Source organism: Streptomyces sp. NPDC001502 (genome assembly GCF_042894785.1).
Lineage (GTDB): Bacteria > Actinomycetota > Actinomycetes > Streptomycetales > Streptomycetaceae > Streptomyces > Streptomyces kutzneri.
Genome location: NZ_JBIAVW010000027.1, coordinates 35,641 through 47,918 on the forward strand (window position 1 = coordinate 35,641; position 12,278 = coordinate 47,918).

At 70.6% G+C, this 12,278-nt stretch carries 12 protein-coding genes; 7 read left to right on the plus strand and 5 right to left on the minus strand.

Annotated elements, in window-relative coordinates:
* Position 1: 1 nt before the first annotated feature.
* Together ACFY0D_RS34140 and ACFY0D_RS34145 are read left to right on the plus strand one after the other, a co-directional pair.
* Positions 2 to 883: a LysR family transcriptional regulator gene (locus ACFY0D_RS34140; RefSeq protein ID WP_390801791.1), complete on the plus strand. Its 882-nt coding sequence runs from the start codon at positions 2 to 4 to the stop codon at positions 881 to 883.
* 70 nt (positions 884 to 953) lie between these two features.
* On the plus strand, positions 954 to 2,009 hold the full coding sequence (locus ACFY0D_RS34145) for a tartrate dehydrogenase (protein ID WP_390801792.1): 1,056 nt from the start codon (positions 954 to 956) through the stop codon (positions 2,007 to 2,009).
* 79 nt (positions 2,010 to 2,088) lie between these two features.
* On the opposite strand, the gene surE is transcribed toward ACFY0D_RS34145, so the two are convergent.
* A complete protein-coding gene (gene surE / locus ACFY0D_RS34150; protein WP_390801793.1) occupies positions 2,089 to 2,994 on the minus strand; it encodes a 5'/3'-nucleotidase SurE in 906 nt (301 codons plus the stop codon).
* Between the two features lie 124 nt (positions 2,995 to 3,118).
* Complete coding sequence (locus ACFY0D_RS34155; RefSeq protein WP_390801794.1) at positions 3,119 to 4,363, minus strand: MFS transporter; 1,245 nt, start codon at positions 4,361 to 4,363, stop codon at positions 3,119 to 3,121.
* A 215-nt stretch (positions 4,364 to 4,578) separates the two neighbouring features.
* On the opposite strand from ACFY0D_RS34155, the gene ACFY0D_RS34160 reads away from it, so the two are divergent.
* The 3 genes from ACFY0D_RS34160 to ACFY0D_RS34170 all read left to right on the plus strand — a co-directional run bounded on the left by ACFY0D_RS34160 (position 4,579) and on the right by ACFY0D_RS34170 (position 5,928).
* Positions 4,579 to 4,791 carry a hypothetical protein gene (locus ACFY0D_RS34160; protein ID WP_390801795.1) on the plus strand — a complete coding sequence of 71 codons (213 nt, stop codon included), beginning with the start codon at positions 4,579 to 4,581 and terminating at the stop codon, positions 4,789 to 4,791.
* 304 nt (positions 4,792 to 5,095) lie between these two features.
* Complete coding sequence (locus ACFY0D_RS34165; protein WP_390801796.1) at positions 5,096 to 5,653, plus strand: hypothetical protein; 558 nt, start codon at positions 5,096 to 5,098, stop codon at positions 5,651 to 5,653.
* A complete protein-coding gene (locus tag ACFY0D_RS34170; RefSeq protein ID WP_390801797.1) occupies positions 5,647 to 5,928 on the plus strand; it encodes a hypothetical protein in 282 nt (93 codons plus the stop codon). Before ACFY0D_RS34165 ends, ACFY0D_RS34170 begins: the two co-directional genes overlap by 7 nt.
* Before the next feature lie 107 nt (positions 5,929 to 6,035).
* Here ACFY0D_RS34170 and ACFY0D_RS34175 read toward each other — a convergent pair whose 3' ends face one another.
* Positions 6,036 to 7,478, minus strand: a complete 1,443-nt coding sequence (locus tag ACFY0D_RS34175) for a cytochrome P450 (protein ID WP_390801798.1) — start codon at positions 7,476 to 7,478, stop codon at positions 6,036 to 6,038.
* A gap of 94 nt (positions 7,479 to 7,572) precedes the next feature.
* Between ACFY0D_RS34175 and ACFY0D_RS34180 the strand changes: the two genes are divergently transcribed.
* A complete protein-coding gene (locus ACFY0D_RS34180; RefSeq protein WP_390801799.1) occupies positions 7,573 to 8,580 on the plus strand; it encodes a LacI family DNA-binding transcriptional regulator in 1,008 nt (335 codons plus the stop codon).
* Between the two features lie 7 nt (positions 8,581 to 8,587).
* Here the strand turns inward: ACFY0D_RS34180 and ACFY0D_RS34185 are convergent, their stop codons facing one another.
* Together ACFY0D_RS34185 and ACFY0D_RS34190 are read right to left on the minus strand one after the other, a co-directional pair.
* Complete coding sequence (locus ACFY0D_RS34185; RefSeq protein WP_390801800.1) at positions 8,588 to 9,094, minus strand: phosphatase PAP2 family protein; 507 nt, start codon at positions 9,092 to 9,094, stop codon at positions 8,588 to 8,590.
* A gap of 339 nt (positions 9,095 to 9,433) precedes the next feature.
* Positions 9,434 to 10,372, minus strand: coding sequence for an alpha/beta hydrolase fold domain-containing protein (locus tag ACFY0D_RS34190; RefSeq protein ID WP_390801801.1), 939 nt, complete (start codon positions 10,370 to 10,372; stop codon positions 9,434 to 9,436).
* 263 nt (positions 10,373 to 10,635) lie between these two features.
* On the opposite strand from ACFY0D_RS34190, the gene ACFY0D_RS34195 reads away from it, so the two are divergent.
* On the plus strand, positions 10,636 to 12,258 hold the full coding sequence (locus ACFY0D_RS34195) for an AMP-binding protein (RefSeq protein WP_390801802.1): 1,623 nt from the start codon (positions 10,636 to 10,638) through the stop codon (positions 12,256 to 12,258).
* The last annotated feature ends 20 nt before the right edge of the window (positions 12,259 to 12,278 follow it).

Consider the following 12,278-nt stretch of genomic DNA (forward strand, 5'->3'; position numbering starts at 1 on the left):
CGTGGACTTCCGGCAGCTGACGTACTTCCTCGCCATCGTGGACCAAGGCGGCTTCAACCGCGCGGCCGCGGCGCTCTACGTGTCGCAGCCGTCCCTGTCGCAGGCCATCCAGGGCCTGGAACGCGACCTGGGCAGCCGCCTGTTCCACCGGATGGGCAGGAGGGTGGTCCTGACCGAGGCCGGTACCGCCCTGGTTCCACGGGCCCGGGAAGCCCTGCACGCCCTGGAATTGGCCAGGGCCGGCGTAGGCGCGGTCCGCGAACTGCGCGCTGGGCGCCTGGAGATCGCCGCGATGGCCTCACCCACGGTCGAACCCCTCAGCACCATGGTCCAGCGCTTCACCGAGCGCTATCCAGCGGTGTCGCTCAGCCTGCGCGTCGCCCTCACCCGCGAGGACGTGGTCGAGATGGTGCGCACCGGAGGCTGCGAACTCGGACTGCTGACCACCTCGTCGCCACTGACGAGCCGGGACGTCGTCCCGCACCATATCGGAGAGGACCGGCTCGTCCTGGTCACCCCGATGGACGGCCCCTTCCCGGCCGGACAGGCCGTTCAACGCGAACAGCTCGAAGGGCATCGGCTGATCGTCGGGCAGCGGGGGACCGGGATCCGCGCCTACGTCGACGACCTGAAAGCACAGGGCGTCGGCGTCCGCATCGCGGTGGAGACCGAACACCGCATGGCCTTCCTGCCCCTGGTACTCGGGGGTGTCGGGCTGGCGGTGGTGACGCAATCCTGGGCCGAGCTGTCCGAGCGGGCCGGCGCCCTGGTCCTCGACCTGGAACCGGCCTCCGTCCAGCACAACGTCCTGGTGAGCCGCAAGGGGCAGCTGACACCGGCTGCCGGCGCGTTCTTGGAGATCGCCGTCCCGCCCGGCCCATAGGAGCAGCCTATGAGGGACATCGGGGATACGTGTTGGACCCGGACTGCGCCCGGTTGCTGGAATGCGAGACATGACGAACCACAGCATCGCCCTCATACCCGGCGACGGCATCGGCACCGAGGTCCTCCCGGCGGCACGGGAGGTCCTCGACACGGTCGGGAAGCGCCACGGCATCGCGTTCACCTACGAGCAGTTCGACTGGTCCTGCGAGCGGTACCTGCGCCTCGGCTCGATGATGCCCGAGGACGGCCTGGATCAGCTCCGTTGCCACGACGCGATCCTCCTCGGCGCAGTCGGCTACCCCGGCGTGCCGGACCACGTCTCCCTGTGGGGGCTGCTCATCCCGATCCGCCGGGCCTTCAGCCAGTACGTCAACCTGCGCCCGATCCGCGTGTTCGACGGCCTTCCCAGCCCGATCCGCGCGGCGGTGTCCGGCGAGGTGGACTTCGTGGTCGTCCGGGAGAACACCGAGGGCGAGTACAGCGAGATCGGCGGCCGGATGAACCGCGGAGGCCCCGATGAAATGGCGGTCCAACAGGCCGTGTTCACGCGCAGGGGAGTGACCCGGGTCCTGGACTTCGCCTTCGGCCTCGCCGAACGGCGCGGCGGCCCCCTCACCTCGGCGACGAAGTCCAACGGCATCGTGCACACCATGCCGTTCTGGGACGAGCTGGTGGCCGAGCGTTCCGCCGAGCACCCCGCGGTCGACTGGAACCAGGAGCACATCGACGCGCTGGCCGCCAAGTTCGTCCTCGACCCCGCCCGCTTCGACGTCGTCGTCGCCTCCAACCTCTTCGGGGACATCCTCAGCGACCTGGCGGCGGCCATGGCCGGCGGCATCGGCATCGCCCCGTCCGCCAACCTCAACCCGGAGGGCGAATACCCCTCCATGTTCGAACCGGTCCACGGATCGGCCCCGGACATCGCCGGGCAGGGCGTCGCCAATCCGATCGGCGCGATCTGGTCCGCCGCCATGATGCTCGACCACCTCGGCCACCCCGAGGCCGCGGCCGGCATCACCGACGCCATCGCCCGCGTCCTGGCCGGCACCCCGGTGCGCACCCGCGACCTCGGCGGCAGTGCCTCCACCGCCGCATTCACCTCCGCCGTCCTCCAGCACCTCTGACGGGGCGCCGAGGCCAGGCACCGCACACAAAGGTGAGGGCGGAGCGCACATGCGCTCCGCCCTCATCCGATGGCACGTGTCAGGGGCGCAGCCCGGCGAGCAGGACGCTCGTCGCGGCGAAGTGGGCCGGCCCGGCGTTCCAGTCGGCGGACATGGGGCTGATCGCGATCTTGTCGGCGATGACGGCCTCTACGTCGCCGCCCTTGGCGGGAGGCTGCGGCGCGAACTTCACCGCCACCTTCCAGGTTCCGTCCCCGGAATCGGTGAAGTCAGGCTTCAGCGGCTGCTGGGCGTCCTGGAAGGTCATGGCGACGCCTGCGGCGGTTCCCTTGCCGTCCGCCCCCACGACGGGGTGGTTGATGTTCAGCCCGACGCCCTCGGGCAGCAGCGGGCCGGACTTCGCCCGGTTCCGCAGCCGGTCGATGAGCTTGACCGCGAAATCGACGGTGGGGCTCATGGCGTTGACGGTTGCGACCGGATCAGGCGCGGCGAAGCCGCCCGTGCTGAGCGCAATGGCCGGCACGCCGTACTCAAGGGCGGCGACGGCGCCGCCGACCGTACCGGAGTGGGTGGCGAGCCCTGCGAGGTTCGGACCGAAGTTGGTGCCGGAGACCACCAGGTCGGGAGCCCGGCCCTCGAAGACCTCGGAGAGACCGAAGGCCACCGAGTCGCCAGGAGTGCCGTCGACGGCCCACACCTTGGGCTCGGGGTGCTTGACCGTCACGGTCGGGCCGCTGAGCATCTTCGTCCCGGTGCCGCTCTGGTTGGTCAGCGGCGCGACGATGGTGACGTCGTGCCCCGCGGCGGTCAGGATCTGGAAGGCCGTACGGATACCGGGGGCGTTGTAGCCGTCGTCGTTGGTGAGCAGGATCCGCAGCGGGCCGGAGGGCGCACCCTGCGGTGACGCCGCCGCGGGCGCCGTCCCGGCGAGGAGGGGCGTACACAGCAGCAGGGTGGCCATCGGCAGAACTCGCTTGCGTCTCACGTGGTGCTCCTTCGAGAAGTGAGGGATGAACGGAGGGAGCCGGTGGGCGTACGACCCTCGGCGTACGCCCGCCGGAGCAGGGGCCGGGCCACCCGCCGCGCTGGGGAGGCGGCCCGGGGGGAGATCAGCGCACGGTGCGGATCGGCAGGATGGCGAGCGCGCCGAACAGCGAGAGCACGCCGCCGACCAGGAAGAGCGGGGTGTACCCGCCGAAGGCGGTGACGATCGCCGAGGCGACGAACGGGGCGATGATCTGCGGTCCGGCATTGGCCATGTTGAGGACACCCAGGTCGCGGGCGGCGTCCTCGGCCCGCGGGAGGACCAGGGTGACGAGCGCGGTGTCGACGGCCATGAAGCAGCCGAAGGCGAGTCCGTTGAGAGCGTTGAAGACGAGCATGCCGGTCCAGGTCGGGCTGATCACGGGGACCACCATGACGAGTCCGGCGAGCGCGGCGGAGACCCCGACGAACACCTTGCGCCGGTTCCAGCGGTCCGACAGGACACCTCCGACCACCGTGGACACCGCCATCGCGACCATCGTCACCGGAGTGAGGACGGCCATCGCGGCGGCGGGGGAGAGGCCGGCCGGCAGCTCGATGTGGTCGTCCAGGATGTACAGCTGGTATCCGATGACCGAGAAATAGCCGAGCACCATGAGCGCACGGCCGATGAAGGCCCAGCGGAAGTCGTGGCTGGCCAGTGCCGAGAGGAATGCGGCGATCTTCTGGCGCATGGGCACGGCCGGTGCCGGTGCGGACCGGGGGACATCCCGGAAGAACGCGCTCAGCAGCAGTGCCGAACCGGCGGCCAGGGCGCCGAAGACGAGGTATCCCGTACGCACCTGCCCCACGGTCTGCGAGGCGATCAGCACACCGACGGTGCCGCCGATCGGCAGCGCCAGCCCGACCACCGCGGATGCGGTGCCGCGCTTCGCCACGGGGATCCGGTCGGGCACGACGGCGGTGACGGCGGCCTGGTAGACGTTCATGGTGGCCTGGATCAGGCACCAGGCGATGCCGACGAGCAGTGCGGTCCGGACGGAACCGAGGAAGGCCAGTCCGGCCAGGGAGGCCAGGGCGCCGCCCAGGATCCACGGGTTGCGACGGCCGGACCTGTCGGACAGGGCGCCGGCGATCGGGTTGAAGGCAGTCGCGAAGACGGCGCTGATCCCGCCGATCAGGCCCAGGAGGGCGACCTTGTTCTCCGGGTCGATCGCTGCGATCTGTGTGGGCAGCAGCACCGAGCCGACACCCATGTAGACGGCCAGCATCGAAGAGTTGGCTACCAACAGCAGCAACAGGAGTCCGCGCTGCCGGGGCGCTTCGAGCGCCTCAGGGGTGCGCGGCTCGGTCAGTTCGTCGGCGGTCATGACGACTCCTCGGAAAGGGAGCGGAGGGGGAGGGGAGCCGCGGTATCGAGTGGCGCGCGGCGAGGATGGCTCCTGGACCGGGGCGCATCTAGTTACACGTGTTAGCGACGTGTGTGGACACTGTGTAGCACGCGATCGACGATCTCGGCTAGGGCGGGCGTGAAGCTTCGCGATGACTGCGGGACGGCCGGTGGTGTTCGCATGCCGGGAAGGCGGTGAGGAGCGGAGCGGCTGCGGGCCTCGCCTACGCGCTCGAACGCCCGAGGCCGCCGCATCCGTTGGCGCTGGTCAACGACGGCTCGTACCCCTCCGGTCAGGTGTTCACGGCCGTGACGCTCGTGATCGTGGCCGGTGTGGTGCTGTTTCGTCCCCGCGCGAGGCGCTGGTGGTGGCTGTTCGGTGCCCTGTACGTCGCAGCCGTGCCGTGAAGCCGGACCCGGCTGCACGCCCAGTGGCTCAGCGATGTGGTCGCCGGAGCCCTCGCGGGAGCTGGGGCGTGTCTGCTGCTGCGGCGGGCCTTCCCCCGGCTGCTGGAGCGGGAGGCGGTGCTCGCCGCGGAGAATCGGCTGTGGCTCTAGGGTCGGGTGAGTTACACGTGTAATCTCTCTGTCGGGGACGCCGCGACGGGGGGAGCGGCGGGCCGGCCCCGGGTGTCGTGGGAGCGCCCGGGGCCGGTGAGACGATCGCAGGCGGTCCGCCTGGAGGCGGCGGCCCCCCAGCAGGGGCCGGCCCATGGGGCCCGCAGTCCACGTGGTGCAGTCCATACGCCCTTTGAAGCTCGGAGGAGCATTCGATGCCGCGTACTCCGGCGGCCCGGCCCGGCCCGGCCCGGCCCGGCCCGATCTGATCGTGGAACTCGTGCGCACCGGCCGGGTGACGGCTGAGCGCATCGGCCGTTCGGTCACGCGGCTGTTGAGGGAGAAGTCCGTCCTCGGCCTCTTCGGCGATCCGTACGTGGACCCCGACAGGGCTGCCCGGATCTGCGGCAACCCGGAGTTCACCGCGGCCGGCCCCGCCGCGCAGAGCCGCTCGATCACCGTACTCAAGGACCGTCCCGCCGGTGCCACGGAAGCCTTGCTGCCGTTCGCTCCCGGGATCAGGATCTACGCTGAAGGCCTCGACCCCGAGGTCGCGGCACGGTACGCGACCGTGGTGGAGACCCCGGAAGAGGCCGATGTCGCCGTGCTGCGCATCGCGGCCCCGTACGACAAGGAGCGGACGACCGGCTTCGAGTCGTTCCTCCGGGCCGGCCGCATCGACTTCACCGAGACGAGCTGTGGCCCGTGCTAGAGGTCGCTTCCGCCGTTCCGGCCGTCGTCGACATCTTCTTGGACCGGGCGGCGGGCATACCCGAAATCGCGGACCGGGCGGCAGCCCTCGTGGCCGACTTCGGCGCCTCGGACACGGCGCTGCCGGACGTTCTCTTCGGCCGGGCGGCGGCCGCTGGGCGGCTGCCCTTCGAGCTCCCGTGCTCGATGGCGAGTGTCGCAGCCGGGCGCGAGGACGTGCCCAACGATTCCGGAGACCCGCCGTTTCCCTACGGGCACGGCATCCGGCTCGGCTGACCGCATCCGGCTCGGCTGACCGCAGCCGACCTCGGCTGCGCCAGGGCGTGGCCGCCGCCCAGGAGCGGCCGCCCCGAGCGAGGACGGGCTGGTTCCGGTGAGTCGTCTCACCAGCCGTTCATGGAGTTCCACCAGCCCCATGCCTGCTGGGTCGGGCTGCTGTCGGCTGCCCGCGCGCCCCGCCGCTTCTCCGGTACACCCATCACGGTGGGGACCACAGGCGCGGCGGCCGCGGTGTTCGGGCCGGGTTGGATCGGTGAGAACGCCACCGGCAGTGCGTCCGGGGTGCCGCTCCACAGGGAGGGCTGCCAGCACAGAGCGGTGTCGGAATCACCGGGGCGGACCAGGCTCAGCCGACGCACGAGGACATCGACGGCTGTTTCGGCGATCGAACGGGCCGCTTCCTTGGCCGGGCATCCGTGAGAACCGGTTCCCCAGGACAAGTGGGCTCGGCTTCCGAGGTCTTGCGCGTCGTGGACGAGAAGGTCGGCGTTGGCGGCCGTCAGGCAGGGGATGAGCAGGTCTCCGGCGCGGACCTGGCATCCTGCGAAGGTGAGATCGCTCCGCGCCCAGCGCCCGGCGACATTGGGCACCGGCGAGCCGTCCCACAGTGCGCGATCGGCGGCGTTCGTGACCGTCGGCCGACCGTTCGCCACCGCGGAATTCAGGCGGGCGTCGCCCATCAGCAGGCGCATCGTGCCACTGATCCAGTTGACGGTGCTCTCCCCTCCCGCGAAGAGGATCGCCGCCAGGTTGTGAGCGACCTCGGCCTCGGTCAGCTGGGCGGAATGGGCCAGCAGCCACGAAGGGAGATCCGGGCCGGGCGCGTCACGCTTCTCGGCGACCAGACGATGCAGCGTCCGCATCAGTTCGGCCTCGGCGCGGGCCGTGTCGTGGGCTGTCGCGGCGATCGAACCGAGCAGCGAGGCAACCTTGCTCTCCTCGGACTCGGGAAGCCCGATCAGCACCCTGAAGGCGTACCCCACCAGGGGGCGCGCGTACTGGGTGACGAGATCGGCCGTGCGGTTCATTCCCCATCCGTCCACCAACGTCTCGGCCTGGCGCCTGACGGCACTGCGCAGCCGGCGCGTGTCGACGCCGTTCAAGGTCTCGGTCACGGCCTGGCGGTGACGGCGATGCGCCTCGTCGTCGAGGCGGTTGAGGGCCGGACGCCAGCCCAGAACCGCCAGGAGAGGCGAGTCCTCGGGCAGGGAGGCTTGGACGATCGTGTTCCACCGCCGTGCGTCGCTGGAGAAGGCCCGCTCGTTCCATACGAGCTCAAGTACTTCCTGGTAGCCCATCACGAGCCAGGCTTCGACCCCGGGGCCGAGTTCCACGGGCGCGATCGCCCCCCAGCGCCGGCGCAGGGCCTCGTAGACATGGCGCGGATCGTGGGCGAGCAGGCCGCCGTGCAGCGGAACCAGACCGCCGTGAACCGGGAAGGGGCATTCATGTGGTGACTGGCTGCTCTGATCCATCGGGCTCCGTCCATGAGTGTTCAGACAATCCGGCGATCGTCGATGAATGGCGAGGAATGTCAGGAATGCCAAGAGGTCTGCTGTGGCGGCAATGCCCTGGCGTTAAACGTGTAACCTTGGAGGAGAAGCGGTCGACCGGCCGGAAAAGCGATCGAAGGAGGACGTCATGGCCAAAGAAACGCCCGGCGCTGCCTCCATCACCAGCACGGAGGTGGCCCGCCTCGCAGGGGTGTCCCGCGCCACCGTGTCCTTCGTACTGAACGACACCCAAAGCCACCGGGTCGGCGACAGCACCCGGGCCCGGGTGCTGGCCGCGGCCAAGGACCTCGGATACGTGCCGCACGCCGCCGCCCGCTCTCTGCGTGCCGGACGCAGCAACCTGGTGCTGCTGCCGGCCTCGGTCTCCGCGATCGGCAGCCTGGTCAGCAGCTGGGTGGAGGACCTGCAATGCGAACTCGACCGCCACGGCTATACGACGGTGCTCCACACGGGCCGCTTCCCCGACGCGGCGACGGCCGCGCGCGCGTGGGCGGAGCTGCGGCCCGCGGCGGTGCTGGCCATGAACGGCGACCGGCTCACCCGTGAGGCCGGTGGCATCCTGCGCCGCGCCGGTGTGCGCGGGCTGCTCGCTGTCGCCGCCCGTCCGGTGGACGGAGTCCACACCGTCGCGTTCGACCACGGGCGTATCGGCGAGGTCGCCGTGGAGCACCTCATCGCCCGTGGACGCAAGCGGATCGGTGTGGTCCTGCCGCAGGAGCGCGGCCTCGACGCCTTCGGCCAGCCGAGGCTGGCCGGTGCCCAGCGAGTCGCGGCCCGGCACATGGCCACGGTCACGCCGATGGAACTCGCCTACACGCGCGAGTCCGCCGCGGCCCTGGCCGCGCGCTGGGTGGACCTGGGTCTGGACGCCGTCTTCGCCTTCAACGACGAATACGCCACCCTTCTCATGCACGCACTTCGAAATGCGGGCATCGCCGTCCCGGAGGAAGTCGCCGTCGTCGGCTGCGACGACCTCGTACTCGCCACTCTGCAACAGCCGCCGCTCACCACGGTCCGCCTGCACCTGCCCGCCGCGGCAACCATCGCCGACGCCCTCCACGCGCTGATCGAGCAGGGCGCCGCACCTGCGGTGCCGGACGTGGAGGCCGAGTTGGTGCACCGGCTCAGCTCCTGAAGCGGCCTCAGCCCTGGGAGGCGGCGCCCTCGCGGGCCAGCCCCCGTCTGAAGAGCCACCAGAACAACAACGCGGCGCCGGCGCCGACCGAGGCGCCCGCCACGGTATCGCTGAGCCAGTGGGCGTACAGCCACGTACGACTCCACATCATGGCCAGGGTGAACAGCGCGCCCGCCATCCACCATGCGCGACGCCGCGCCGCCGGTACGAGGAGCGCGCCCACGATCACCACGAGCAGCGCGGCCCCGGCGGCGTGACCCGAGGGGAAGGAACCGTGGTCCACCCGGACCAAGGGGTTCGCCGGTCGGGGCCGGTCCACCAGGTGCTTGAGGAACGTCACGCAGGCCATGCTTCCCACCAGGTAGGTGGTGAGCAGGTAGGACAGGGACCACCAGCGCTTCCGCACGATCAAGAAGATCAGCAGGCCGACAGGGACGACCACTCCCAAGGGCCCTCCGAACCAGTTCAGGACGGCTGCCACGGCGGCGTAGAGGCCGTCGTGGGGACCTGTCATCCAGGTGAGCCAGCGCTCGTCGAGCCCTTGGAAGGGGGGACGTTCGGGACGTGAACCGACAGCCGTCCCCAGCAGCACGGTGACGAGGAGGAAGAGGATTCCCAGGGAAAGTACGCCGCCCCGCGGGGGAGCCGGTGTGGACCGGCGGTTCCTGGGAGCGGCCGGGGCGGACGGGGGAGCAACCCGGATACCGGTCATGACAGCCTCTCGGGGCCGCGGCAATGCCCGCGGCCCGTATCTGTGTGTCGTACGTGGAGGTGCGGCGCGAGGACCGGAAGGCATGGGGCGCCGCGGTGCAGCGCGCGGCGCCCCACGCGGCGACAAGCGCCGGGAGTGCGGTCAGGCGCCCAGGTGGCGGGCCAGGAAGGCGACGCTCCCGGTGATGATCGGAGTGACGTCGGGGACGCCGAGGAAGATGTGGTCGGCACCCTCCACGGGCTGGAGGGTGGCCTCGCCGCCGGCGCTCCTCAGCGCCTCGGCGAGCACCTCGCTCTGGCTGTAGGGCACGAGCTTGTCCGCGGTCCCGTGAATCAGCAGGAACGGCGGGGGAGTCGCTCCCTCCGCGTAGGTGACGGGGCTGGCGGTCCGGGCCAGTTCAGGCCGCTCCTCGGGGGTGCCGCCCAGGAGTGCGGTGAGCGGGTCGGGGAATGCGTCCCCTGGCGGAGCCGGCGGCAGGGGACGGGGGAGCAGGGACGCGAGCTCGGACACGCCGTACCAGTCCACCACGGCGCGTACCGCGGTGTGCCCGTCGCGCACCCCCACGCTGCCTTCCAGGGCCTCACCGGCCGGGCCGTCGGGGCGGGTGAGCCCGGCGAGCGCGGCCAGGTGGCCGCCCGCGGACTCGCCCCAGACCCCGATCCGCTCCGGGTCGATGCCGAGGGTGTCGGCGAACCGCCGGACGTAACGGATGGCGGCCTTCACGTCGTGCAGCTGTGCGGGGAAGGGGGCCTCAAGGCTGTGCCGGTAGTCGATCGAGACCAGGGCGAGCCCGGCCCGCAGGACCGAGCCGTGCAACAGGTCGACGGGAACGGTCGGCGGGGGATGGCGCCGGTCGCCGTCCAGCCAGCCGCCGCCGTGTATCCAGACGACGGCCGGGACCGGCCCGTCGCTCGCGGGCACGTGGACGTCGAGGAGTCGGGGCCGGTAGCCGGGGGTGGTCGCGTAGGTGACCCCGTCGAAGTGACGTACGCCGTTCTCGGCCACCACGGGCGCCACAGGAGCCTGGTAGGCGGGCGGAGGCCACCCCGGGTCGAGCCCGGCCGGACGTGTTTGCGGCATCGAAGCCTTCTCCAATCGACAGTGATCCAGAAGTTCACGCTTCGCGACGTTTGTCCGAAATGCTTGAACTTCTTCAGGGGAGATGCCTAGCATGTTACACGTGTAACAGCATGGCGGCCGGGGTGCCTGCACTTCTCGGCGTCTGCGGGTGGCTGCGCAACACGCTGTTAACAAAATCAAATATCGCGCATCATTGACGATCGCAAGTTTGGCGAGATACTTACTTCACTCTCCCCGCTGCCCCGAGATTGAGGTGCCGCCCCATGGAGCTCTCCCTGTCTGCTCATGTCGACACGTTCTGTCGTGATCGACTCCCGCCCTTCGCCCTCTGGCCCGAACTGCACTTCGATCTACCGGAGTTGGACTACCCTGACCGGCTCAACTGCGCCCAGCGACTGCTGGACGACGCCGTGGCGCGCTGGGGTCCCGACCGGCCCTGTCTGCTGACTCCCACGGAGCGGTGGACCTACGGTGACCTGCTGGAGCGTGCCAATCAGGTCGCCCAGGTGCTGACCGAGGACTTCGGCCTCGTTCCGGGCAACCGTGTCCTGTTGCGCGGCCCCAACAACCCCTGGCTCGTGGCCACATGGCTCGGGGTGCTGAAGGCCGGCGGCGTCGCCGTCACCACCATGCCGCTGCTGCGCGCCAGTGAGCTCGCGGAGCTGAACGGGATCAGTCGGCCGACCGTCGCCGTGTGCGACCACCGCTACCTCGACGAACTCGCCGCCATCGGCGCTCCCGGCCCGGCCGTGCTGGCCTACGGCGGTTCCGGCGAGGAAGACCTGGTCGCGCGCTGCGCGGCGAAGGACGGGCGGTTCTCCGGTGTCGCCACTGCGGCGGACGATGTCGCGCTGATCGCCTTCACTTCGGGAACGACCGGCCGGCCGAAGGCGACCCTGCACTTCCACCGGGACGTACTGGCCAACGCCGACACCTTCTCCCGCCATGTCCTGCGGCCTCACCAGGACGACGTCTTCACCGGAACCCCGCCCCTGGCCTTCACGTTCGGGCTCGGCGGACTGGTGGTCTTCCCCCTGTCCGTGGGTGCGGCCACCCTGCTCATCGAGCAGGCCGCGCCTCAGCAGCTGGCCGACCTGGTGGAGGAACACGGAGTCACCGTGCTCTTCACGGCGCCCACCGCCTATCGGGCGATCATGGCGGCCGGCGCGGTCCGCCAGCTGTCCGGCCTGCGTCGCTGCGTGTCCGCCGGAGAGGCGCTGCCGGCGGCCGTGTGGGAGGAGTTCCACGCCGCCACCGGACTGCGCATCATCGACGGCATCGGCGCCACCGAGATGCTCCACGTGTTCATCTCGGCCTCCGACGACGAGATACGTCCCGGCTCGACGGGCAGGCCGGTTCCCGGATACCGCGCCCGCGTGGTCGACGAAGCGGGCGAGCCCGTTCCCGACGGGCAGCCCGGTCTCCTCGCCGTCACCGGCCCCACGGGCTGCCGGTACATGGAGGACCCGCGCCAGACCGTATACGTCCGCGACGGCTGGAACATCACGGGCGACACCTACGTCCGGGACGCCGACGGCTACTTCTGGTACGTGGCCCGGAGTGACGACATGATCGTCTCCTCCGGCTACAACATCGCCGGCCCCGAGGTGGAGAAGGCCCTCGCCATCCACCCCTACGTCGAGGAATGCGGCGTCGTCGGGGCCCCCGACGACAAGCGCGGAATGCTCGTCAAGGCGTACGTGGTCCTGCGCCCCGGTGTCGCGTCCGACGCGGCGACCGTCAAGGAGCTCCAGGACCACGTGAAGCGGACCGTCGCGCCCTACAAGTACCCGCGCGCCGTCGAATTCGTCACCGACCTCCCGCGCACGAGCAACGGAAAGCTCCAGCGCTCCGAGCTGCGCAAGCGCGCCCAGCACACCCCTTAGCGACCGAACGAAAGGCACGA

Coding starts and splice junctions, on each gene's coding strand:
- ACFY0D_RS34145 (WP_390801792.1), top strand. CDS start 954: ATGACGAACCACAGCATCGCCCTCATACCCGGCGACGGCATCGGCACC.
- ACFY0D_RS34155 (WP_390801794.1), bottom strand. CDS start 4,363: ATGACCGCCGACGAACTGACCGAGCCGCGCACCCCTGAGGCGCTCGAA.
- ACFY0D_RS34165 (WP_390801796.1), top strand. CDS start 5,096: ATGGGGCCCGCAGTCCACGTGGTGCAGTCCATACGCCCTTTGAAGCTC.
- ACFY0D_RS34180 (WP_390801799.1), top strand. CDS start 7,573: ATGGCCAAAGAAACGCCCGGCGCTGCCTCCATCACCAGCACGGAGGTG.
- ACFY0D_RS34185 (WP_390801800.1), bottom strand. CDS start 9,094: ATGACAGGTCCCCACGACGGCCTCTACGCCGCCGTGGCAGCCGTCCTG.
- ACFY0D_RS34190 (WP_390801801.1), bottom strand. CDS start 10,372: ATGCCGCAAACACGTCCGGCCGGGCTCGACCCGGGGTGGCCTCCGCCC.
- ACFY0D_RS34195 (WP_390801802.1), top strand. CDS start 10,636: ATGGAGCTCTCCCTGTCTGCTCATGTCGACACGTTCTGTCGTGATCGA.